Source organism: bacterium 336/3, assembly GCA_001281695.1.
GTDB lineage: Bacteria > Bacteroidota > Bacteroidia > Cytophagales > Thermonemataceae > Raineya.
This window is the reverse complement of sequence record LJIE01000001.1, coordinates 1,425,900-1,449,998: the sequence shown is the minus strand read 5'-3', so window position 1 is coordinate 1,449,998 and position 24,099 is coordinate 1,425,900. Positions and strand designations below refer to the sequence as shown.

Annotated in this window: 27 protein-coding genes; 19 read left to right on the top strand and 8 right to left on the bottom strand. The window is 32.8% G+C overall.

The window, feature by feature from the left end; all coding sequences use genetic code 11:
- The first annotated feature begins 69 nt into the window (after positions 1-69).
- From AD998_06895 to AD998_06875, 5 genes are all read left to right on the top strand, one after another.
- Positions 70-483 carry a hypothetical protein gene (locus AD998_06895; GenBank protein ID KOY85907.1) on the top strand — a complete coding sequence of 138 codons (414 nt, stop codon included), beginning with the start codon at positions 70-72 and terminating at the stop codon, positions 481-483.
- Positions 484-517: 34 nt separating this feature from the next.
- Positions 518-970 (top strand): redoxin domain protein, encoded by a 453-nt coding sequence (locus tag AD998_06890; protein ID KOY85906.1) that lies wholly within the window; start codon positions 518-520, stop codon positions 968-970.
- 72 nt (positions 971-1,042) lie between these two features.
- Positions 1,043-2,722 (top strand): hypothetical protein, encoded by a 1,680-nt coding sequence (locus tag AD998_06885; GenBank protein KOY85905.1) that lies wholly within the window; start codon positions 1,043-1,045, stop codon positions 2,720-2,722.
- Between the two features lie 22 nt (positions 2,723-2,744).
- Positions 2,745-3,473: a hypothetical protein gene (locus AD998_06880; protein ID KOY85904.1), complete on the top strand. Its 729-nt coding sequence runs from the start codon at positions 2,745-2,747 to the stop codon at positions 3,471-3,473.
- Positions 3,474-3,501: 28 nt separating this feature from the next.
- A complete protein-coding gene (locus AD998_06875; GenBank protein ID KOY85903.1) occupies positions 3,502-3,939 on the top strand; it encodes a hypothetical protein in 438 nt (145 codons plus the stop codon).
- A 17-nt stretch (positions 3,940-3,956) separates the two neighbouring features.
- Here the strand turns inward: AD998_06875 and AD998_06870 are convergent, their stop codons facing one another.
- Positions 3,957-4,934: a cation diffusion facilitator family transporter gene (locus AD998_06870; protein KOY85902.1), complete on the bottom strand. Its 978-nt coding sequence runs from the start codon at positions 4,932-4,934 to the stop codon at positions 3,957-3,959.
- Between the two features lie 216 nt (positions 4,935-5,150).
- On the opposite strand from AD998_06870, the gene AD998_06865 reads away from it, so the two are divergent.
- From AD998_06865 to AD998_06820, 10 genes are all read left to right on the top strand, one after another.
- A complete protein-coding gene (locus AD998_06865) occupies positions 5,151-5,846 on the top strand; it encodes a hypothetical protein (protein KOY85901.1) in 696 nt (231 codons plus the stop codon).
- A gap of 33 nt (positions 5,847-5,879) precedes the next feature.
- Positions 5,880-7,130, top strand: coding sequence for an ABC transporter permease (locus tag AD998_06860; GenBank protein KOY85900.1), 1,251 nt, complete (start codon positions 5,880-5,882; stop codon positions 7,128-7,130).
- A gap of 27 nt (positions 7,131-7,157) precedes the next feature.
- Positions 7,158-8,396, top strand: coding sequence for an ABC transporter permease (locus tag AD998_06855; GenBank protein ID KOY85899.1), 1,239 nt, complete (start codon positions 7,158-7,160; stop codon positions 8,394-8,396).
- Between the two features lie 56 nt (positions 8,397-8,452).
- A complete protein-coding gene (locus AD998_06850; protein KOY85898.1) occupies positions 8,453-9,601 on the top strand; it encodes an RND transporter MFP subunit in 1,149 nt (382 codons plus the stop codon).
- A gap of 131 nt (positions 9,602-9,732) precedes the next feature.
- On the top strand, positions 9,733-10,659 hold the full coding sequence (locus tag AD998_06845; protein KOY85897.1) for a hypothetical protein: 927 nt from the start codon (positions 9,733-9,735) through the stop codon (positions 10,657-10,659).
- A complete protein-coding gene (locus AD998_06840; protein KOY85896.1) occupies positions 10,660-11,013 on the top strand; it encodes a hypothetical protein in 354 nt (117 codons plus the stop codon).
- 14 nt (positions 11,014-11,027) lie between these two features.
- Positions 11,028-11,378 carry a hypothetical protein gene (locus AD998_06835; protein ID KOY85895.1) on the top strand — a complete coding sequence of 117 codons (351 nt, stop codon included), beginning with the start codon at positions 11,028-11,030 and terminating at the stop codon, positions 11,376-11,378.
- A complete protein-coding gene (locus AD998_06830) occupies positions 11,375-11,716 on the top strand; it encodes a hypothetical protein (protein ID KOY85894.1) in 342 nt (113 codons plus the stop codon). The genes AD998_06835 and AD998_06830 overlap by 4 nt, the downstream gene beginning before the upstream one ends.
- Positions 11,713-12,015, top strand: a complete 303-nt coding sequence (locus AD998_06825; protein KOY85893.1) for a hypothetical protein — start codon at positions 11,713-11,715, stop codon at positions 12,013-12,015. The genes AD998_06830 and AD998_06825 overlap by 4 nt, the downstream gene beginning before the upstream one ends.
- Positions 12,016-12,019: 4 nt before the next feature.
- The gene (locus AD998_06820) at positions 12,020-12,556 is read left to right on the top strand and encodes a transcriptional regulator (GenBank protein KOY85892.1); all 537 of its coding nucleotides are present in this window, start codon (positions 12,020-12,022) and stop codon (positions 12,554-12,556) included.
- Here AD998_06820 and AD998_06815 read toward each other — a convergent pair.
- On the bottom strand, positions 12,537-13,832 hold the full coding sequence (locus tag AD998_06815; protein ID KOY85891.1) for a hypothetical protein: 1,296 nt from the start codon (positions 13,830-13,832) through the stop codon (positions 12,537-12,539). The genes AD998_06820 and AD998_06815 overlap by 20 nt on opposite strands.
- A gap of 87 nt (positions 13,833-13,919) precedes the next feature.
- On the opposite strand from AD998_06815, the gene AD998_06810 reads away from it, so the two are divergent.
- Together AD998_06810 and AD998_06805 are read left to right on the top strand one after the other, a co-directional pair.
- Positions 13,920-14,213, top strand: coding sequence for a hypothetical protein (locus AD998_06810; protein KOY88096.1), 294 nt, complete (start codon positions 13,920-13,922; stop codon positions 14,211-14,213).
- 1 nt (position 14,214) lies between these two features.
- Positions 14,215-14,544, top strand: coding sequence for a hypothetical protein (locus AD998_06805; protein KOY85890.1), 330 nt, complete (start codon positions 14,215-14,217; stop codon positions 14,542-14,544).
- Between the two features lie 41 nt (positions 14,545-14,585).
- Here AD998_06805 and AD998_06800 read toward each other — a convergent pair whose 3' ends face one another.
- Positions 14,586-16,085 carry a glycine--tRNA ligase gene (locus AD998_06800; protein KOY85889.1) on the bottom strand — a complete coding sequence of 500 codons (1,500 nt, stop codon included), beginning with the start codon at positions 16,083-16,085 and terminating at the stop codon, positions 14,586-14,588.
- Between the two features lie 149 nt (positions 16,086-16,234).
- Here AD998_06800 and AD998_06795 point away from each other — a divergent pair, with 149 nt between their 5' ends.
- Positions 16,235-16,816 carry a hypothetical protein gene (locus AD998_06795; GenBank protein KOY88095.1) on the top strand — a complete coding sequence of 194 codons (582 nt, stop codon included), beginning with the start codon at positions 16,235-16,237 and terminating at the stop codon, positions 16,814-16,816.
- A 10-nt stretch (positions 16,817-16,826) separates the two neighbouring features.
- Here the strand turns inward: AD998_06795 and AD998_06790 are convergent, their stop codons facing one another.
- The 5 genes from AD998_06790 to AD998_06770 all read right to left on the bottom strand — a co-directional run bounded on the left by AD998_06790 (position 16,827) and on the right by AD998_06770 (position 21,926).
- Positions 16,827-17,279 carry a hypothetical protein gene (locus tag AD998_06790; protein ID KOY85888.1) on the bottom strand — a complete coding sequence of 151 codons (453 nt, stop codon included), beginning with the start codon at positions 17,277-17,279 and terminating at the stop codon, positions 16,827-16,829.
- A gap of 4 nt (positions 17,280-17,283) precedes the next feature.
- Positions 17,284-17,886, bottom strand: a complete 603-nt coding sequence (locus AD998_06785) for a hypothetical protein (GenBank protein ID KOY88094.1) — start codon at positions 17,884-17,886, stop codon at positions 17,284-17,286.
- Between the two features lie 107 nt (positions 17,887-17,993).
- Positions 17,994-19,448, bottom strand: coding sequence for a UDP-N-acetylmuramoylalanyl-D-glutamate--2,6-diaminopimelate ligase (locus AD998_06780; protein ID KOY85887.1), 1,455 nt, complete (start codon positions 19,446-19,448; stop codon positions 17,994-17,996).
- A 19-nt stretch (positions 19,449-19,467) separates the two neighbouring features.
- Positions 19,468-20,265 (bottom strand): alpha/beta hydrolase, encoded by a 798-nt coding sequence (locus tag AD998_06775; GenBank protein KOY85886.1) that lies wholly within the window; start codon positions 20,263-20,265, stop codon positions 19,468-19,470.
- A gap of 20 nt (positions 20,266-20,285) precedes the next feature.
- Positions 20,286-21,926: a hypothetical protein gene (locus AD998_06770; GenBank protein ID KOY85885.1), complete on the bottom strand. Its 1,641-nt coding sequence runs from the start codon at positions 21,924-21,926 to the stop codon at positions 20,286-20,288.
- A gap of 151 nt (positions 21,927-22,077) precedes the next feature.
- Between AD998_06770 and AD998_06765 the strand changes: the two genes are divergently transcribed.
- Entirely contained in the window at positions 22,078-24,087 is a 2,010-nt protein-coding gene (locus AD998_06765; protein ID KOY85884.1) for a hypothetical protein, read from the top strand.
- Positions 24,088-24,099 lie beyond the last annotated feature (12 nt).

Here is a 24,099-nt window from a genome sequence, read left to right as displayed (position 1 = left end):
CTTCCATAAAAGCCCTTAGATTTCATTTGGCAGTATATTTGTATTCTCTTTTTAATAAATTATACAACTATGCTATTTCAATTTTTCAAACAGACACACAAAAAAAATCATATCAAAAACCTATTGAACTTGGCTAAATCAGATGGGTTTTTCCACATGAATGAGTATGAGCTTTTATTAGTAGTAGCTCGTAAATATGGTTTGTCTATAAGTTTTATTCAAAATTTAGATAAACAAATTGAAAGCGAAGATTTTACTCCTCCCAAAAAAGAAATGGATAAGTTTCGTTATTGGTACGATTTAATCAATATGGTACTGGCAGACAATGTTATCCATGAAAAAGAAATTGAATTTTGTGAGGTAATGGCTCATAAATTTAATTATCCTCAAAATTTCATTCATAAAACTATCTCTAAAATTCAAGAAGGTAGAAGTTTTGAAGAACTTTATCAAACTTTTTCTCAAGAAAAGGACTTTATATGATATAATCATTTTTCAATCTTCAACCAAATGCCATATGGCTTTAAAACTTAATTCTATTGCTCCCAATTTTGATTTGCCTTCAACTAATGGGAAAAATATTTCCTTAGAAAATGATCTAAAAGGAAAACCTTGTATAGTTTATTTTTATCCAAAAGATTTTACACCTGGCTGTACCAAAGAGGCTTGTGAATTTAGAGACCAATTTGCCACTTTTAGAAACTTGAATATTGATGTATTTGGCATCAGTAGAGATAATGTAGAAACTCATCTGAAATTTAAAGAGCAGCACAAATTGCCTTTTGAGTTACTTTCTGATGTAGATGGTAAAGTTTGCAAATCCTATGATGCTCTTATTCCAATTGTAGGTATTCCAAAAAGGATTTCTTATCTTTTGGATGCAGAACATAAAGTTTTAGCTGTTTATCAAGACTTTTTTGGAGCAGAAGATCACATCAAAGAAATGCTCAAAAAAATACAAACAGTTTAAATCTATTGACCATCAAAAAAGTTTTTTGTAGAATTACAAAAAACTTTTTTGGCTTTCTAATCATCATTTGTTGTGAAAAAACTTTGCTCTTTAATTTTATTTTTGAGTCTTTCCCAATTTCTACAGGCTCAATCTACTTTCGCTCCTCTCAATCAAGACTATTATCATTTACTAGAACGTTATGAAATACAATCCGGTAAATTATATCAGGGTTTTCATTCTCACATCAAACCCTATACTCGTAAAGCTATTAGTTCTTTTATCAACAGTTTGGATAAAGACTCTACATTACAGTTTTCTAAAATAGATTTAACCAATATTGAGTATCTCAAACAAGATAACTGGGAGTTTTTTAAACAAGATACCATTTACAAAAAACCTTTTTGGAAAAACCTTTATCGTCAAAATTCTGACTTTTTTCATCATCAAGAAACTGATTTTGATGTACATGTAAATCCTGTTCTGCATTTTAGTCTTGGAAAAGATAACAATACTAGTCAACTTACTTTTTTAAATAGTAGAGGTATTGAACTAAGAGGTACAATTAGTCAAAAAGTGGGTTTTTATACGTTCATTACTGATAATCAAGCATCTTTCCCTAAATATGTACAAGCTCAAATCCAGAAATTTGATGCTGTTCCACAAGAAGGTTATTACAAAGATGGCGATACTGCCGAGCCTACAAACGTAGATTTTATTCATGCCAGAGGTTATATTACTTTTAATCCTGTTAAAAATATTGGTTTACAATTCGGACATGATAGAAACGTAATTGGAAATGGCTATCGTTCTATGGTGTTGTCTGATTTTTCACCCAATTATTTATTTTTAAAACTTAATACAAATGCTTGGCGATTTAACTATCAAAATATTTTCGCTCAGATGACAGCCGAAGTATTAAATGCTGATGGTTTACGTCCCAAAAAATACATGGCTCAACACCATTTGAGTTTTAATGTGTCCAAAAATTTTAATGTAGGTATTTTTGAAACCATTATTTTTGGTCAGAGAGATACTCTTACCAACAATTCTTTTGATTTAAACTACCTTAATCCTATTATTTTTTATCGTTCTGTAGAACAACAACTTGGCAGTCCTGATAATGCTCTTTTGGGTGCTGATTTCAAATGGAATTTTGCGAAAAAGTTTTCTTTGTATGGGCAATTTGTATTAGATGAGTTTTTAATTAAAGAAATAAGAGCTGGCAGAGGCTGGTGGGGCAATAAATTTGCAGGACAATTGGGAGCCAAATACATCAATGCTTTTGGTATCAAAAACCTTGATTTACAAGCCGAAATGAATTTTGCCAGACCTTATACCTACACTCAAGAAAACAATTTCAAATCTTACACCAATTATCAACAGCCTTTGGCTCATCCATTGGGGGCTAATTTTTATGAATTTATTGGTATTTTGCGTTATCAGCCACTTTCAAGACTTCATTTGATAGGAAAATTATTTTACAGCAATTACGGTTTGGACGAAAATGGCTTGAATTGGGGTGGAAACCTGTTATTAGATAACCGTACTCGTGTACAAGAATATGGAAACAGTATTGGACAAGGCTTAAGTACCAAAACAATATTTGTAGATGCTACTATAAGTTATCAGGCATGGCATAATTGTTTTATAGAATTCAAACAAGTTTTTAGAAAAACAACCAACAACAGTGTGGATATGCTTTATAAAAATACCTCTTTTACATCTTTAACCCTCAGACTCAATATAGCTCCCCGTTTACATGAATTTTAAGCAATAAAAGTACTTTTTAACTATGAAATTCTTAAAAAATTCAGTCCTATTTATCTGTTTTTTTATTGGTTTTACACAGTGTAAAAAAGAAAAACCAAAAGAAATTTCTTTGGCAGAACTTTATGACAAAGCCACCAAACAAAAACCTGTAGAAAGTTATGAGGCTATTGACAAAGTCTTGGCAAGTTTCAAACAAGTAAATTATCAACAACTTGATAAAAACTATATTGAAAAAGCAGGTTTAATACCTCAATTATACGCATACAGAACATTTTATATCATCAAAGGCAAGGATGTTTTCAAGTACCTTGTAGGTACTTTTAGGGTACAAGACTTCTTGCCTGATGATGAATACGCCAAGAAAAATTTAGAAAACCTACAAGCAGGACATATTCAATATTTATTACTCGACCCTAAATTACTTTATCGATTTCTGGATTTATTAAAAGCTCTGAAATCAAAAGGTTATAAGCCTAAATTCAAAATTGATGATGGTTTTCGTTATCCCAACTTCAATGACAAAGTTGGAGGAGCCAAAGGCAGCCTGCATACACATGGCATGGCTGTAGATATTGATATTGCAGATGTAGATGGAAACGGTAAAACTGAAAAAGCAGACAAAAAAATCATTTTAGATTTACTGGAAAACACCATTATCAAAGACAAAGGAGGTGTTGGACGTTATCCTTGGTCACAAACCGTCCATTTTGATGTAAGAGGCTGGTATGCTCGTTGGGATAAGCAGAATTAGAAACCTAAGATTTTTTTCATTAAAAATAATGAAATTAAAAAACTATAATGTATTTAGTGCAATAATTGAGTATAGAGTGATTATTACGCTGATATTTATTACAAATATTCTAGTTTTTTTTCTTACGAAAAACTCAAATTATTCATTGCTGTTTAGCATAGTCGCTCAGATAATATTTTTCATTATTTTAACCGTCAATAACATGAGTAGCTTTTTAAATGTGAGAAATTATATCATGAATAATGAAAGTAAAATAAATGATAAATACCAAATCAGGACGAGCTTTGGATATAATTTTTACTTTAAAGATTTTACTAGTAAGGATATTGAAAAACTTATTGATTCAATAGTTAGAGATGATTTCGTTAGATGTTATATTTTTCCAATAAAAATGGGTATGTTAATAATAGTAACTTTTACGATTTTTATATTAATTTCGCTACTAGATAGAGTTTTCGCTATGTGAGGTATTCTTGTTTCACTTTACACCTTCCTAAAATGCTTAGCATCTTTTACTAAATTTTCTACTGTCCATTCAGGGCTTTTGATATATTTCAGTTCTCTCAATGCACATTCTGTATAATGACATGCCTCACAATTGGCAGGGGGCAAACAAGGGTCAGCATGAATAAAAATCTCTACTTCTTTGCCTGTATGTTCAATTACCACATCTCTAAAACCTTCTACTTCATCATGTACTTGCCTTAAATCCAGATAATAGGGCAAAGTCAAATGGCAATCTATATGCCAATTCGAGCCATAATGTTGTACTCTCAAATTGTGAACATCTATCCAAATATCTTTTCGGCTTACCAAAAGAACTTTTAATATTTCTTCAATAGAAGTTCTATCCGTTTCATCCATCAGCCCAGCCACCGATTTTCTAACTAATTGGTAACCATGATAAAGAAGGATAAATGCAAAAATAACAGACAAAATACCATCTATCCATGTGATTTTTGTAATAATAATTAAGACTATCCCCACTACCAAAAGCAAACTACTAATTGCATCACTCGTCAAGTGTTTTCCATCAGCAATGAGGGTAATGGAATCATATTTCTTTCCATATTTTTGAAGTAAAAACCCAACAAAGCCATTTACAAGTGTTGTAAATGCTATTAAAGCAAGCCCAATTGGCATTTCAACAAGTATTTTTGGGTATAGAAAACTCTGAACAGCTTCCCATGAAATTACACATGCTGCAATCATGATTAAAGCACCCTCAAAACCTGCTGAAAAAAATTCGATTTTTCCATGCCCATAAGGATGTTCAAAATCGCGAGGCTGAGACGCCAAATGAATACTATAGAATGCAAATCCAGAGGCAATTACATTGATAATGCTTTCGAGGGCATCTGTAAGAATAGCATTAGAATTTGTCAAGAAGTAAGCACCAAACTTAATAAACATTAAGATGATGCTCACAATAAAAGACAACATTATGAGTTTTTTCTTCATGATGGAATGATAAAGGCAAACAAAAATAACATTCTCTTTGCTTAAAAACAAGGTAAAAACCGTGATATAAGCAAAGTGTCCGAATTTAATTCAAAAAGTGTCCCTTTATGAACACTTTTTTTTTGAAAAAAAAACAAAAATGCCTGCAACCTATTGCAAACATAAGTTGTCTATTGTGGTACCAAGATTGATATATATTTTTAAACGCTTCTTACTATGATACATATTAAAAACTTACACAAGTACTACCCTATTGGTAAGGATAATCGCTTGCATGTACTCAAAGGAATCAACATTGATGTAAAAGAAGGTGAACTAGTATCCATCATGGGTTCTTCTGGTTCTGGAAAATCTACTTTGCTCAATATTTTAGGAATTTTAGATGATTACGATGAAGGTGAATATCATTTGGGCGGAACGCTCATCAAAAACCTTACTGCTTCTAAAGCAGCTTACTATCGTAATCAGTTTATTGGTTTTGTTTTTCAATCCTTCAACCTGATAGCTTTCAAAACAGCCCTTGAAAATGTAGCCCTACCTCTTTACTATCAAAAAATAAGCCGTAGCAAACGTAATAAAATGGCTATGGAATATTTAGAAAAGGTAGGGCTAGCTGATAGGGCTCATCATTTACCCAATGAGCTTTCAGGTGGACAGAAACAAAGAGTAGCCATTGCAAGAGCTCTCATCACACAACCTAAAATCATATTGGCTGATGAGCCTACTGGAGCCTTAGACTCCCAAACAACTCATGAAATCATGAACATTTTCAAAGATGTACATAGTAAAGGTATGACTGTTGTGATTGTAACCCACGAAAAAGATATTGCAGACCAAACAGAAAGACTTATTCGTCTAAGAGATGGTTTGGTAGAAAAAACACAAGAGGTTACTCTTGAAATAGAAGCATAGAATTACCTTTAAACTATCAAAAACTTACAATTTATGTTTGATTCAGATAAATGGCAGGAAATATTTGCCACCATCAAAAAAAATAAATTACGGACTTTTCTTACTGCTTTGGGTGTAGGTTGGGGAATTTTTATGCTTGTTTTCCTTTTGGGAGTAGGTAAAGGCATGGAAAATGGCGTAAAACGAGAATTTGCTGGAGAATCTGTAAACAGTATTTGGGTTTGGAGAGGCAAAACAACCCTTCCTTACAAAGGATTAAAACCAGGGAGAGAAATTTTCTTTACCAATGAAGATTATGAAACAGCTCAAAATAAAATGAATAACATAGATTTTATAGGCGTTCGTAATAGTCTGTGGGGTGAGTTTACCATTAATTATAAAAACAAAAATGGTTCCTTCCAAGTATATGGTTCAAACTACAACTTCTTCAAACTCAATGGCGAAAAAATCATCAATGGACGTTTCATCAATGACCTTGATATGGATGAAAAGCGTAAAATCGTAGTTATTGGCGTTCGTGTAAAAAATATTTTATTTGGTGATAAAGACCCTATTGGCGAATATATTGAAATCAAAGGTGTTCATTTTAAAGTTGTGGGGGTTTTTACAAGAAAAGGTGGTAATGGTCGTTTAGAAGAAAGGATTTATATGCCATTTACAACTTATCAGGCTACTTTTAATCCTCAAAAAAGAATTCATTTGGTAGGTATTGCAGCCAAAGAAGGTGTGCCAGCCAAAGAAGTAGAAGACCAAATCAGAACATTATTATCAGATAAATATAAATTTGACCCAAAAGACAAACAAGCTATAGGCATTAACAACAACCAAGAGGAATATGAACGAACAATGGGGTTGTTTACTGGAATTGCAGCAATTGTTTGGTTCGTAGGCTTAGGAACCCTTGCCGCTGGGATTGTAGGTGTTAGTAGTATCATGCTCATCATTGTAAAAGAGCGTACCAAAGAAATCGGCATCCGAAAAGCTATTGGAGCTACCCCTTGGTCTATTATTAGCCTAGTGCTTCAAGAATCTATTTTTATCACCTCTATGGCTGGTTATATTGGCTTACTGTTAGGTGTAGGTATTTTAGAACTTATTAGATCCCTGATTGAAAAAGTAGAAATGGATGGTGGAGAAGTAAGTTATTTTAGCCGTCCAGAAGTAAATATAAGTGTAGCCATTACCGCAACGCTTATCTTAGTCATTGCAGGTGCTTTAGCAGGGCTTTTTCCAGCAATGCGTGCAGCCAATATCAAACCCATTGAAGCTCTTAGAGCAGAATAATTACTTATTTTTAAATTATATACAAAGATGTTTGATATAGATAAATGGCAAGAAATTTTACATACCATTCGTAAAAACAAACTACGTACTATTATTACGATGCTCGGTGTCGCTTGGGGTATTTTCATGCTTGTAATTCTTTTGGGAGCAGGAAAAGGCTTTGAAAATGGTGTGAATAAACAATTTGATATTGCTAAAAATGCTGTTTTCGTTTGGTCTCAAAGAACAAGTATTGAATACAAAGGCTTAAAACCAGGCAGATTTATTCGTTTTACCAATGATGATGTTTTTGCCATCCGAAATGAAATTCCTGAAATGGGCGTGGTAGCTCCCAGAAACCAATTATTTGGTTCTTTTACAGTGAACCGAGATACAAAAAGTGCTTCTTTTAGTGTGTTTGGCGAATACCCTGACTATACCAAAGTAAGACCTACTATTATCACAGATGGTCGTTTTATCAACGATTTGGACATCAAAGACAGAAGAAAAGTTTGTGTGATTGGAAAACGTGTTCAGGAATTGTTATTCAAAGATGGTGAAAATCCAATGGGGCAATATATTAAAGTCAAAGGCGTTTCGTTTAAAGTCGTAGGTGTTTTTAAAGGTGTTGCTAAAGGAGATGATGCCCAACAAGAAGCAGAGACTATTTTCTTGCCTAGTACAACATTACAATATACCTTCAATCAGCTGAATACAGTACATTTTTTTGCTCTTACCCCCAAAGATGGCGTTCCTGCAAAAATTATAGAAACAAAAGTAAAAAGTTTATTAGCCAAAAGGCATTATGTCCATCCTGATGATGTAAAAGCATTTGGTTCTGCCAATGTAGAAGAAGAATTTCAGAGAGTACAAGGTTTGTTTTTCATCATTGGAGCATTTAGTTGGTTTGTCGGTATCCTGACAATTGTAGCAGGTGTGGTTGGTGTAAGTAACATTATGCTCATAGTCGTAAAAGAAAGAACCAAAGAAATAGGTATCCGAAAAGCTTTAGGTGCAACACCTATGTCCATTATCTCACTTATATTACAAGAATCTATCGTCATTACGAGTTTAGCAGGTTATGTAGGACTTATTGGGGGAATTGGTGTTTTGGAACTTGTCAACAGTACTGGAGCAGAAGGACCATTTTTCAGCAATCCAGAAGTAGATTTACAAGCAGCTATTGCTGCAACTGTTACATTGGTTGTTTCAGGTACACTTGCAGGTTTAATTCCTGCCAAACGAGCAGCCAGTGTTAGACCTGTAGTGGCTCTCAGTGAAGAATAATCAAGTAAAAATTAAAGATTATATCATTTTCTAACTTAAGCATAAAATTTACAACCATGAAGAAGGTAATGTATATTGCGTCAGCTGTTTTATTTGTAGCTATTTCTGGCTGGCTCATCAATTATTTCTATCAAAAATCTAAGAAAAACCCTACAATTTATGTTGTAGAAAAACCTTTTAGTACTACTATTATCAAAAAAACAGTTGCCACGGGCTCTATTACACCACGTAAAGAAGTACAAGTAAAACCCTCTGTTTCAGGCGTTATTGAGGCTCTGTATGTAGAAGCTGGGCAACCTGTAAAAGCAGGACAATTGATTGCCAAAGTAAAACTTGTACCCAATTTAGATGGTTTAAATAGAGATCAGCTTACGCTCAATACAGCTCAAAACAATTTGGAAACTGCTCGCATCAACTATCAAAATTCGTTGATAGAGTTTGAACGAAATAAAAAATTATATGACCAGAAAGTAATTTCTCATCAGGAATTTGTACGCTTCGAAACAGACTTAAATGTTCGTAAAGAAGCCTTGAATGCTGCTCAAAGAAACTTAGGACTTACCCAGCAAGGAGCTGTACAACGCTCAGGAGGTGTTTCTAATGATGTCTATTCTACTGTAGATGGTATTATTTTGGATGTACCTGTAAAAGTGGGTAGTTCTGTTATTGAAAGAAGTAATTTCAATGAAGGTACAACCATTGCTGCTATTGCTGATATGAACAGTCTTGTTTTTGAAGGTAAAATTGACGAATCAGAAGTAGGAAAGCTTAAAGAAGGAATGGTTTTAGATTTGCAAGTAGGTGCTGTAGAAGGCAAAACTTTTAAAGCTGAATTAGAATATATCTCACCTAAAGGCGTAAATGAAGAAGGAGCTATCAAATTTAATATTAGAGCTAAAATTCTTTTAAAAGAAGGTGATTATTTAAGAGCTGGTTATAGTGCCAATGCTGATATTGTGCTGGAGAAAAAAGAAAATATTTTAGCCTTGAAAGAAAGCTGGGTAGAATTTAAAGGTGATACTGCTTACGTATATATAGAAAAAGAGCCTCAAGTATTTACTAAGAAAATAGTAAAAACAGGTATTTCGGATGGTATCAATATCGAAATAGTAAGCGGTGTAGAAAAAAGTGCCAAAATCAGAGGGCAGGAAAAGAAAAACGAACCTAAGCCTGAAGAAAAAGAGAAAGAGAAAAAACAAAGTTAATATAAGCGTTTAAGTTTAACACATCTGAAAAAGCACTTAAGATTATTAAGTGCCTTTTTTATGAAAATATGTTTCATTTTTTTTTGAAAGTTTAGAAAGATTTTTTATACTTGTATAAAAAATTGAATACTATGAATCGAAAAATCGTTATTACTGGTGGAAGTGGCTATATTGGAATAGTTTTAGCAAAATATTTTCTTGACAAAAAAGATGAAGTACACATAGTTTCAAGAAATCGCCCTAAAAATTTACCACAAGGAGCTTCATTTTCTCATTGGGACAGTAAAAACTTAGGTGATTGGGCGAATACTTTAGAAAATGCTACTGCTGTTATCAATTTGGCTGGCAAATCTGTGAATTGCAGATACAATGAAACCAATAAGGCTGAGATTTTTGCCTCTCGTTTAGATTCTACAAAAATTGTAGCTGAAGCCATTTCAAAATGTAAGACCCCTCCAAGTATTTGGCTCAATTCGAGTACAGGCACTATTTACAGGCATGCAGAAGACAAACCTATGGATGAGTTTGGAGGAGAAATTGGTTCTGGTTTCTCTGTAAGTGTGGCTACCAGTTGGGAGAAGGCTTTTTTTGAACCTGTTATTCCTTCTAATATCAGAAGAATTGCCTTACGTATGTCTATTGTATTTGGGGATTCAGGTGGAGCTTTTCCTTATTATGCCAATTTAGCAAAATGGGGTTTGGGTGGTAAAATGGGAACTGGAAAACAAAAAATCAGTTGGATTGATGACCAAGATGTTTGTAGAGCTATTGACTTTTTGATTGAAAATACTCATCTTGATGGAGTATTTAATTTAGCTTCTCCAGAAGCTATCAGCAATGCAGATTTTATGACACTACTCAGAAAAGCCTACAAAATACCTTTTGGCTTGCCAACTGCTCATTGGATGCTCAAAATAGGTTCTTGGCTTTTGGGTACGGAAACCGAACTTGTTTTAAAAAGTCGTTGGGTCTATCCTAAAAGGCTTTTAGATGCAGGCTTTAAGTTTATTTCCAATACTCCAACCGAAATTATACATACTCTTATCTCTAAATCTTAAATGCTTATGGAATCTTTCAAAAAAATCGATTTTCCAGTTCAGATTGTTCTGTTACTACTATGCTTACTGCCTTTAGCCATCAGCCCTATGATGATGATGCTTTGGATGTACACCTTGCCTTTATTAGGATTATGGCAAATTATTAGTGTTATTATGCACAATCGAAATAACGTACTAACACGATTACACAGATTATATATTAAAGTTATGTTGGGATTGGTTAGTATTTATACTCTTGTGATTGTTATACTCAATAAAAATGTTACTGCACCAATCTTTTGGACAGGTATATTCACAGCTTTTGTTTTAGCCTTATTTTATTTATATATTACTTTTAAAACAAGGAAATTATAAATTTCAACAAAATTATGACTCGTTTCAAAAAAATAGATTTACCCATTCAAGTTATTTTATTGCTCATCTGTTGGTTACCGTTGGCAATTAGTCCTTGGTTTATAATTTACTGGATGATAACCATGCCTATATTGGGTTTATGGCAAATTATTAGTGTGAGTATGTATGCTTACAACAAACAACTCACTTCATTACACAAAATTTACTTAGTAGTACTTATGATTGCTGTTATTACAAGTATTATCATTGCATTTTTTTCTGCTGAAACTTTAATGCAAGCTGGTGTTGTATTAGGTTTTTCAATGGCATTATTTTATATGTTTGTTAGCTATAAAACCCTTAAAACTACACCTCAACAAGCATGAAAGATTTTAAGAAAATAGATTTCATTATACAGATTGTATTGCTGGTATTATGCATTTTAGCACCTCTTACATTTTATTTTATAGCCTATATGATGGTTCTTCTACCTGCTTTAGGTCTATGGCAATTGAGTAGTTTGGGTGTACATGCTTACAAAAAAGAACTGAGTAAATGGCATAAAATTTATTTAATGATACTTGCTCCTATTATTTTATTCATGATTTCATCGATTTATTTATTTAGTGCTGGAGAACATTTCTTTACTGTATGGATTATATCAGGATATGTAATGGGTATTTTTTATGCTTATGTTAGTTATAAAACTTTAAATGATGTATGAATCGTTTTAAGAAAATAGATTGTATTGTGCAATCTATTTTGATGATTATATCCTTGACAGTCATTTTACTTCCCCTTTTAGGTGCATGGCAAATCATTAGTTTGGCAACTCATATTTTTACAAAGAAATTAACATTTTTACATAAAATATACTTAGTTACATTATTGATTGCTACTATTATAATTATCATATATGATTCTCTTTCCAAACGTACTGATACTTTAAGTCTTTTGATTTTTTTTGGATATGTATTAGGAATATTTTACTATATCATTAGCTATCAAACTTTGAATAAATAAATTTATGGAGATTTTAGAAGCAAAAGAGCAATTTATACAAGCTTGGGGGACATTGGGCTCTTCGTGGGGAATCAGTAGGACAATGGCTCAGATACACGCATTATTATTGGTATCTTCTGAGCCATTGTCCACAGAAGATATTATGGAAAAACTCCAAATTTCAAGAGGTAATACAAACATGACTGTTCGTGAACTCATTGATTGGGGTTTGGTTTATAAAGAAATTATTGTGGGTGAAAGAAGGGAGTTTTTTGTGGCAGAAAAAGATATATGGATAGTCAGTAAATGTATTTTGAGAGAACGCAAAAAAAGAGAATTAGACCCACTTAAAAGAGTATTTGACAATCTAGCTCAAATGCAAAATAGTTCTCAAACAAAAGAGCATCAAGATTTCACAAAACTCATCAAAGATATTCAAATACTTTCAGAGGGAGCAGATACAGTCATTAGCAAATTGATTAAAGTAGAAAGGAATTGGTTTTTAGAATCTTTTCTAAAGTTGTTTGGCAAAAAAAAGAAAGTTAATAAGGATAAGGCATAATCCATTTTTTAGTTTTGAAAGTATCTTTTTCTTTCATCAAATCTATTTTGGGGTCTATGAGTAAAGCACTTGGTCGAGCATTGAGTGTTACATAAGCTTCTACTCTTACCTGTGGTGTCCCTAAACCTTGTTTCTCATAATATTTTCCCAAAAAGTGAGCAAACTGGAGAATCATATCTGGTTGCATAGCCATCTGTTTTTCTTGATGAGCATTTAAAAACTCTCGGTTATCCACCATAGTTTCTTTACCTGTTTGGATGTTTTTTACATAGAAAGTAGCTGTTCCCGCTTTTTCCATCAGCATTACTCGCCATCCAAACCGATAGCCTTGTTCAGTCCAAAATAATTTTTCATCATACAATAAAAACCGCCAAGGAAATAATATCTGAAAAAGAAAATATACACCTAAAAAAGCTTTATAAAAAGTTAAAGTTTTAAGCTTTTCTATGGGTTGAAAGTTTTGTTTTTGAGTCCATTTGCTCCAGTCAAAAAATATAAGTGTTCCTCCCATCATAACCAAAGGAAATATACCTATCTGAAATAACAAACCTGTAAGCGAATGAAAAATAATGACTGTAATGTATGCCCACACTCTTGTTTTTCGATAAGCTAAAAAAAACACTATCAAACAATCATACAGCATTCCAAACCAAGAAAATATGTATGGTGTAATTTTCCATGTGAATATTTCACCAATGACAGGCATAGAACTATTGGCTGGTAGCCATATTTTAAGAGGTAACGCCAAAATAAGCCAATCATAATTGATTTTAGCAAGACCTGCATATACATATACAAAAGCAATTTGTAGTTTAAAAATCAGAATTACCCATCTTGGTACAACTCCTGTTTTAAAATCATGAAGACTTTGGGCTACCTGATGTGGCAATATGGCTAAAAGCAAACATACACAACTTACAAAATAATAATGGTTTAGATAATAAGTGAGGTCTATGAGTTCTGTATAAGTGAATGTAATAAAAAGTGTAATAGCTGAAATTCTATAAAGTAATTTACTTGCAAACATTACTCCCAAAGCTCCTAAAATCATCAGTATATGAACCACATACAAGCCTGTTTTAGAAAGTGGCTCTATCCATTCAAAACCCCAATATTTAAAATGAAATATTGGTTCTATGTAATGGTCTTCTATCCAACCCAACCACATAAAACGAAGTGTTCCAAAGATCATCATTGCTCCAAAGAATATTCTAAAAACAAGTAATGGAGCAATGGGTGTGGGTTCTTGAATTTTTTGGATCCAATGATTAAACATAATTATAGGGCATAATAGAAGACAAAATAAATTAAAAAATTTGGATTTATGGGGTTTATATTTTACCTTTCAAAAAAGAATACAACTATGAGTCAATTTATGATTGTTGTACGTTTGCCGGAATACTTAGACAATGAATTTGTGAAACTCATTCCTAAGCAACGTTCGCATGTAGATAGACTCATGGCTGATAACACAATTTTTAGCTATTCCCTTTCTTTAGACCGTACACAACTTTGGATTATTGCAGCAGCTGAAGAAGAAAGAGAAATTATTGAAATGATGCAGGGTTTTCCCTTGTATGATTGGATGAAATATGACATCCAGCCTCTAATGTTCCATTCACACGGTTTACCAATCATTCCTATTTCTTTGAATTAACGTGAATTTTAGAGTTATTGATTATTGGGTGCATGTAGTGCTTCTTAGCTGTTTTATTGTAGCAGCCATCTATCCTACTACTCTTCTTGTTATCTTTAGTATTATATTTATTTGGCAAGTTATCAGCCTGATTTTAAGTAAACTCTTAGGAATTTTTACACCTGCCAAAAAGAAATATGCCATTTTTCTTGCCATTCTATCTGCTTTATGGCTTTTTAATTCTTTCTATCCTTCTATATTGATGTTTGCTCTGATTTTAGCAAATATTTTATTACCTGTTTGGTATTTTAGAATTATAAAAAATGAATTGGATGAAGATTATTTAAACTAAAAAGCCATTCTGAATAGAATGGCTTTTTGGCTTTGTTTCTTTTACATTTTTTCCCAAACTCTTTTCAAAGAAACCTCATGAGCTATTTTAGCATGAAGTTCCGATATTGGAATACGAATTTGCTCTGCTGTATCTCTATAACGAAGGGTTACAGTTTGGTCTTCAAGTGTTTGGTGATCAATGGTTACACAGAAAGGTGTTCCGATTAAATCCATACGAGTGTAGTTTCTTCCAATAGCTCCTCTTTCTTCATAAATTGTATTAAAGTCGTAACGTAAACTTTCAAAAACTTCTCTTGCTAATTCTGGTAAACCTTCTTTACGAACCAAAGGAAACACAGCTACTTTCACTGGAGCGATAGCAGGGTGCAATTTGAGTAAAATACGTTTTGCTTCTTCACCTTTGGCATTGATTTTAACCTCTTCGGTGTAAGCATTAGAAAGTATAGCCAAAAACAAACGATCAGCTCCTATCGAAGTTTCTACTACATAAGGAATATAGCGTTGTTTTTCTTTGTCTTCAATTTCTTCATCAAAATATTGTTGTTTCTTTTTAGAAAACTCCTGATGTTGTTTTAAATCAAAATCAGAACGAGAATGAATACCTTCCAATTCTTTGAAACCAAAAGGGAATTCATATTCAATATCCAAAGCTGCATTGGCGTAATGAGCCAATTTTTCGTGGTTGTGGAAACGAAGTTTTTCAGCAGGCAAACCAATGGCTAACAAGAAATTACGGCGTTTTTCTTTCCAGAAGTTATACCATTCCATTTCTGTACCTGGGCGACAGAAAAATTGCATTTCCATTTGCTCAAACTCACGCATACGGAAAATGAACTGTCTTGCTACAATTTCATTTCTGAAAGCCTTTCCAATTTGAGCAATTCCAAAAGGTATTTTCATTCTGCCTGTCTGCTGAACGTTTTGGAAGTTTACAAAAATTCCTTGTGCAGTTTCAGGGCGTAAATAAATTTTATCAGATTCTTCAGCAACCGAACCCATTTGAGTAGAGAACATCAAATTGAATTGACGTACTTCTGTCCAATTGGATGTACCAGAAATAGGGCAAACTATTTTTTCATCTATGAGCAATTGTCTTAAACCTTCAAAATCTTCTTTTTCAAGCATTTGGTTCATGCTTGAAATAACAGCAAGAGCTTTATCAGGAAAACCTTGCTCCTCATACTGATAAGCTTTTGCTTCAACAAGGTGATCTACTCTATATCTTTTTTTAGAATCTTTGTTATCAACCATTGGGTCATTGAAACTATCTACATGCCCTGAAGCTTTCCAAGTAGTTGAGTGCATGAAAATGGCTGCATCAATCCCTACTACATTATCGTTGAGCATCGTCATGGCTTTCCACCATACTTGCTTGAGATTATTTTTCAGTTCTACACCATTTTGCCCATAATCATAAACGGCTTGTAAACCATCATAAATTTCAGAACTTGGAAATACAAAACCATATTCTTTGGCATGAGAAATAATTTTTTGCAAATTAGCTTCTTCTGGCGTTATTTTCTTGTTTTTATCAGACATTTTCTTCAAAATTTGAAAGTACAGCAATATCAAGTGGCAAAATTAACGCTTTCTTAAAAAAAACAAATAAACAATGCTCTCTTTTTAAATGTTCATTCAAAAATAAAACTCTTATCTCTATGAATTTTTCTTTCCAAGTCAGGTCTTTTTTGGTTTTTGTTCTGATGTTTGTTTCATCTCTATTGTTGGCTCAAAATATTGATAACAACACTGATTTTCAGAATATCTATAAACAATATATCCAAACCAATAAAACAGGTATGTGGATTTTGGGTAGTTGGGCAGGCGGCAACATGATTTTTAGTGGGATAGCACTTACCAATGCTCAAGGCGAAAGTAAATACTTTCATCAAATGAATGTGGCTTGGAATGTAGTAAACTTGGGTTTGGCTGGCTTTAGTTTGTATGATGCTTACCATCCTGAATATACGGGCTGGCAAGAAACTATCAATCAGCACCACAAAATACAGAAAATCTTACTTATCAATGCTGGATTGGATACAGGCTACATCATGACGGGCCTTTTCTTGATGGAGAAAGCTAAAAACACACAAAAACTCCCTGAAAGGCTTTCGGGTTTTGGGAAATCTTTGGTATTACAGGGTGCTTTTTTATTGGTATTTGATGTAGGAATGGTATTTGCTCACCAAAAAAATGGCTCTCAAATTCAGAAAGTTCTTGAAAAAGTAAGCATCAGTGCTAATGGCGTTTGGGTGAGGTGGGTGTTTTAAATTTTGCCATTTATTCCAATTCGTTTTTTATATAATCCATAGCGTTCTTTTTACCTTTCTCACATTGATACTTAATTAAAGCTAACTGAACACGTTTTAGTATTCTTTTTTTTTCCTTATCACTTAAATCACTATCCAAACCGTCTAAAATTTGATTTCTAATGTTGGGATTATAAACATATCTAACAGAATAAAAATCTTCTGCTATACCCACTAATTCTTTTGGGGGTTCATCAAAATAAATAACTATTGATGGAAAAGGTTGATTCTTGAAATTATTACACTCATCTATCCAATTTTTATCTGGTAAAATATTTACCGAATATTCTTTTTGTAAGAAGAATTCTATGGAGTCAGGCAAACATAGACTTGATAGGGCCCCTATATGGCTTGTTCTTTCATTGACACCATAGCAAGATGATAGCAATAATGCTATCATCAATACATAAAAAACATTTTTCATAATTTTATCTAAAGTACTTTTTCAGCCTTCTTGCTACTAATCTAAACTCTCTCCACCATAAAGAAAGCTTATCTAAAACGGAAGGAGTATAAATACTATTTTGCACAAAAACTGTATCTGAGCCATCTTTATACCAAACAACATAACCGTTCGTTTTTGCCCATTCTTCTATTTCTTTGATAAATGGATTGACATAAAACTTTCCATGTGTTTCTATGGAGATAACTTTGGGCTTGCTTTTAAGGTGTTTTATCACATACCACTCACAACCCTCTGTATCTACACTCAGCAAATCTATATTTCCTGCATCTATTTCCGAGAAAACTTTACAAGGTACTTCAAAAGTTTCGTGTTCTTCTACTTTAAATTTATCATTTACTACAGCAGGGCTGTTTCCAATTTCTGTAGCAAATGTAGAAGATTGAGCTTTTGAGAATTGTAGAGTACCATTGGTATCCCAAACTGCTACAGGTACCAATTCAATATTATTTCTATCAGCAAAGTACTTTTTTATTTTTTCTATAATAATGGGATCAGCTTCTACTAAGGTGGTTTTTACATTATCTTTTATAAAATCTATCACATTGGACGTTTCAGGCAAATACACGCCCACCTCACATACATGATTTACTTGTATATTTTGGGACTTAATAGCTTGATAAATCTTTTTCATATTCTTTATTTTCAAAAATTTAGAAGTTGATTGGATAGAAACTAATCTTTATTCATAGCTTCTCCCAATACTTTTTTATCATCAAAATCGTATTTTACACCTTGTATTTCTTGGTAGGTTTCATGCCCTTTTCCTGCAAGCAAGATAATATCTTCGTTTTGAGCAAGTTCGCAAGCTTTTTCAATCGCTTCTTTTCTGTTCTCAATTACTAAAACCTTTTTACGTTGTGTAATGCTCACTCCTTTTTGCATATCAGCAAGAATTTGCATAGGATCTTCGTTACGAGGATTATCAGATGTTAAAATTATTTTATCTGAATACTTACAGGCTATTTCAGCCATGATAGGACGTTTGGTAGCATCTCTGTTACCTCCTGCTCCAACAATTGTAATAATTTGTTGATGTGGATTTCTTAAATCTTGAATGGTTTGTAGCACATTTTCAAGAGCATCTGGGGTATGTGCATAATCTACAATCCCTACTCTTTCTTTGGTATCCATAATTTGCTCAAATCTGCCTCTTGCCGCTGAAAGAGCTGATAAAATTGGCAAAATACGTTCTTTTTCCTCTCCTAAGAGAATGGCTGAACCATAAACACCCAAGAGATTGTAAGCATTGAACATCCCTGTCAGTTTACACCAGACTTGTTCACCATCAAAATCTATCAATAAACCTTGTAAAGTATTGTCTAGAACTTTTCCTTTGAAATCAGCGGGTTGTTTGAGAGCAAAACTTTGGCGTTTGGCTTTGGTATTTTGTAGCATCACAGCACCACGTTTGTCATCAAAATTGGCAAGGGCAAAAGCTGTTTTAGGCAAATCATCAAACAATCTTTTTTTTGCTTTGATATAATTATCAAAAGTGCCATGAAAATCGAGGTGGTCATGAGTAATATTTGTAAAAACAGCCCCTGCAAACTCCAAACCAGCTATTCGGCGTTGTACGATTGCATGGGAACTGGCTTCCATAAAACAATATTGACAGCCAGCTTTCACCATTTCAGCAAGTAATGCGTTAAGCTGAATGGCATCTGGCGTGGTATGCGAAGCTGGAACAACTTTATCATTGATATAATTCTCTACAGTTGAGAGCATTCCTGCTGAATAACCCAAACCACGAAACAAATTATACAAAAGTGTAACATTGGTAGTTTTTCCATTTGTGCCTGTTACACCCACTAATTTAAGTTTTTGAGAAGGATTTTCATAGAAATTGGTTGATGCAATTCCCAAAGCCTCAGAACTATCAGGGGTTTGGATGTATGTGATACCTTCTTGTATTATATCAGGCATATCTTCACAGAGAACAGCCAAAGCACCATTCTCAATTGCTTTTTGGATGTAGGCATGTCCATCTGTTTGTGTACCTTTAGTAGCAATAAATAAATAATCTGGCTTTATTTGGCGAGAATCGAAGTGTAAAGCCTCAATTTCTAAGTTTGTAGAGCCAGATGTAGCTGTAATGTTTACTTTGTAAAGAATGTTCTGAAGATTCATAAAAGAACTTATGATTTAATTATTGTATAAAATCTTTTATCAAGGAAATAGTTTGTGGGATAGCTTCCAAATTAAGTGTATGCCCTATATCTTCAATTTCAACATAAGAAGCGTTAGGTAGAGATTCTACAATATTATGATGCATCTCGGGAGTGCATAATAAGTCTTCTGAACCACACACAACCAATGTAGGAATGTGAATATTTTCTAACTCTTTTCGAAAATCATCACTCATAGCAGTAGCCATCATGAGTTTACTTAATCTATCAACACTCAAATCGTTAGAAACTCGCATATGTTTGAGCATTTCTATTGGAATGAGAGGATTTTGAAAGTAATGCCTACCCAATACAAATGGAAGCATGACATCCAACATCAAAGAATAGCCTCCTGTATCCAAAGCTCTTTGCCAAGATGTTCCTATAGCATCAAAAAATGGTGTTTTATGAGCAAAAGTAGCCATTAAAACTGCTTTTTGTATTTTTTGAGGAAAATAATGCATCAAACGCATGATGACAGCCCCACCATAAGAAATTCCTATAGGAATCAATTTTTTAATAGCAAGATGATTCAAGAGGTGTTCTATATCTTGAGCATGTTCTTGGAAACTCCTAAAATTGGCGGGGTTATCAGACTGCCCTTGGAACATCAAATCTACTAATAGGATTTGATAGTTATCTTTAAAAGCAGGGATATAAGCATGCCAAGCTATGGTTGTTTGCGAAAGCCCACCTAAAAATAGTAAACTTGTTTCGGCTTCTGAGTTGCCATGTACTTCGTAGTACAAATTATTGCCATCGGGCAGTGTAAAGTTCATATAATTATTTTTAGGTTATTTTATTCTACTATAAATTTCTCTGTAATCTCCCAGTTTTCACGAAGTGGAATTTTTTTGGTGTAATAAATTACTTTTTCAGGTTGTTGGCGTTTTTCAAAATCTCCTGCATCCCATTTTCCATTTTTATTACTATCTACAATTACTCGAACTACATAAGTATTAGCCATTAAGTAGTCCCAAACAATACTTTTTGATTTTAAAGGAGACTTCAATTGCCTTACTATTTTACTTTTATCATCTAAAAGTTCCACAATTATGTTGGGTTCTTTGGTTTCCAAATCGAGTTTGATGGTACCAAAACGAATTGGGTTTTTGATTGGATATTTTTGCAGTAATTTGCCTGAAAAATCCTTTTCCACACTCTCAAAAGCCATAGAATCTACAAACACTCTTAATTCTTCTTTAAATTTAATTGTTTTTTCGATACTTAACTTGGTTTTATATTCATCCCAACGATATTCATTTGCTTGTAATTCGATAAATGTAATACTATCTTTATCTTTTTGGAAGCGTATTTTCTTAAGATCTTCATTAGCAATAGGTTTTGAGAAAAGAAGTTCCAAAATAAATGTATTGTTTACACCCTCACCCTCACTTTTATTGAATATTTGAACTTTCAGTTGTTCCTTTTTGGGTTTAGAACTTTTAATTTCCTTTGGAAACAATACTTTTTTCTCTATTTCTGTAATATTGTCTAAAGAATCCGTAGCTATTATTTTAAGGCTCAACGAATCATATACTTTAGGTGTATTGAACAAAACCACTTCTTTACCATTATTCGAGACTTGATAAGCGATTTTAGGTTCACTTTCTATTTTAATGTTAGAAATACCTTTATTAAAATCTATAAAAGCTCTATCTACCTGCGAATTAGATGGTCGAATTCTGAGCAGTTTGCTGGCTTTTTTATCAGAAACAGAGAGCAAAAGCTTTAAAGAATCTATATTTTTTGAAGAAAGCTCCACATCAGTTGTTAAAAATCCTATAGCCTCTTGCTCTGGGTTTAAGATATTATTGTTATTATTATCTTTAAACACATAAAGTGAGTATTTACCTGCCTTTAGGTTTTGCAGTTTAAAGTTACCATTTTTATCTGTTTGGGTAGTATAATAAGGGCGATGCTTATCTACCTTAAGAGTATCATCAGCAAGGGCAAGCCATACTGTACACTCTGATGCTGGTGTGTTTTCTAATGGGTAAACAGCATTTCCTGCGATTTGTAATGAATCCAATTTATCACCTGTACTAAAAACTACTTTTAAATCTTTTACAGTATTATTTTCTGTTACATCACCTATCCCCTTTCCAAAGTTTAGTGTGTAAGTAGTGTTAGGGTTAAAAGGTTTTTCAAACTCCAATACAATTGTTTTTTTAGAATCTATCACTTTGTAATTACCCGTAATAGAAGGAGTTATGATTAACTCTTTTTGAAGATTGTTTATTTTCACCCATTCGCTGAATTCAAGAATTATTACTTTACCTGTATAGTTGGTGGTTTTATTGGCTGGAAGGATTTTAGTAACTTTTGGGGCTAATGTATCTTTTGCTCCTCCTGTTATTCCTTTTGGATTTGCACAACCCCACAAAAAAAACATTAAGAATATAGCTATACTGTTTAATAAAATTGCAGGGAAAGACATTTTTTTCACTAACTTTAATAGTTTGATATAATGATTGGGTATTTTAAGGTGTAAATTTAGGTATTTCAACGTTTTTTTCATATATTTCGTCTAAATAATAATTTTGATTAGATTTTTATTACTTTTTTTGTAAAAACTACAATCATTTTTGATGATGCGTCTAGCATTCATATTATATATATTTATTCTTTTACCCCTCCATCATTTTGCCCAAAGCAAAAAAGCTTTGGACAGTCTCAGTAATTTATTAAATACTCATCCAGAGAAGGATAGTGTTCAACTCTATGCTCTTGTTGAGTATGCTTGGTTAGTACGTAACTCCAATATTAGTCAATCCTTTGAATACAGCCAAAAAGCATTGTATTTGGCAAAAGAACTCAAAAATGAAGCCATTTTAGCCAAGCTCAACAATCATCGTGGAGTTTATTACAGAAATATTAGTGATTATCCTGAAGCAGAACGCAGATTTTCGGAAGCTTTACAAATTGCCGAAAAATATAATAATAAACTCGAAATGGCTTATGCCAATAATAATTTAGGTGATTTATTGAGGCTGACTAACTATCCTACTGAGGGTATCAAGTTCATGCAAAGAGCCAAAGATATATTTATTTCTTTGAAAGATAAAAAAGGAGAAGCTTATACCTATATTCGTTTGAGTGAAGCTTATCAAAAGTTAGAAGAATATAAAACATCTTATGATTATGCAGAAAAATCTTTAACTATTCGTAAAAATTTACAATCTCAAACAGATATTTCTGCCTCATTAAATAGGATTGGAGATATTCTTACTATTGAAAAAAAATATCCAGATGCTATCAAATATTATAAAGAAGCTTTATCCTTGGCTATGAATAATAATGATGCTACTGGAAAAGTTGCTTCTTTACAGGATATAGGTAAAGTTTATATCCGAACTAAAAGATTTAGTGACGCTGATAGTGTTTTGAGAATAGCTTTAAATATTGCCAAACAAATAGGAAATAGAGAGCAGGAAAGTAATATATATGAGTTTTTTACTGAACTTTATGAAAAACAGAATATTACAGAACAAGCTTATTTTTTTTACAAAAAAAGACAAGAAATTAGAGATAGTGTTTTTAGTAATCAACGTATGTTGCAAATTTCGCAAATGCGTGTCCGTTCCGACTTAAAAGACAAGGATTTGCAAAACAAAGCTTTACAAGTTCAATTAGAAAAAGAGCAGTTTATCCGAGTAATTGGTATTTTGTTTTTGATTATTGTAGCTTTTGGTGGTTTTTGGATATATAGAAATAGTATCAAACTCAAAAAGGCAAATGAAGAGCTTGAAAGGAAAAATGAGGAAATTAATACCACACTTGAAAGTTTAGGGCAAGCCAACAAGGCTATTTCTCAAAAAAATCAGGAAATAGAACTTAAAACAAGAGATTTATTGCATAGTATCGACTATGCTTTGACTATTCAACAGGCTATTTTACCTACACCAGAACAATTGAATAAACTTGTAAAAGAGCATTTTATCATTTGGGAGCCAAAGGACGTTATCAGTGGAGATTTTTATTGGGTAGCTGACAAAGGCTCTAAAATAATTGTGGTAGTTGCAGATTGTACTGGACATGGTGTGCCTGGTGCTCTGATGAGTATGATGGGTAATAACCTACTTAACAGTGTTATTCATGATAAAGAAATTCATCAGCCTAATATAATTTTACAGCATGTTCATCAAGATTTGCTTACTAATTTGCATACAGAGGAAACTAAAATCATTAATGGAATGGATATAGGAATATGTGTTTATGATAAAAACACATCTATGTTACAATTTGCAGGTGCTGGTATTCCATTATATTATACACATGAGAACCAATTATACACTTTGGAGTCTGCTAAAACATCTGTAGGAAATCCACATAAAAATGATGAAGAATTTCTCCTACATAATGTTTCTGTTCAGAAGAATATGACTTTCTATATGGCTTCTGATGGTTATAAAGATCAGTTTGGAGGAACACATAATAAAAAATTTGGAACTAAACAGTTTAAACAAATGCTAGTAGATATTCAAACATTTAATATCCAAATGCAACATGATACAATGTTAAGAACCTTATATTTATGGAAAAAAGATAGTTATTATGACCAAATTGATGATATTACAGTTTTAGGATTCCAACTTTAAAATATAATAGAT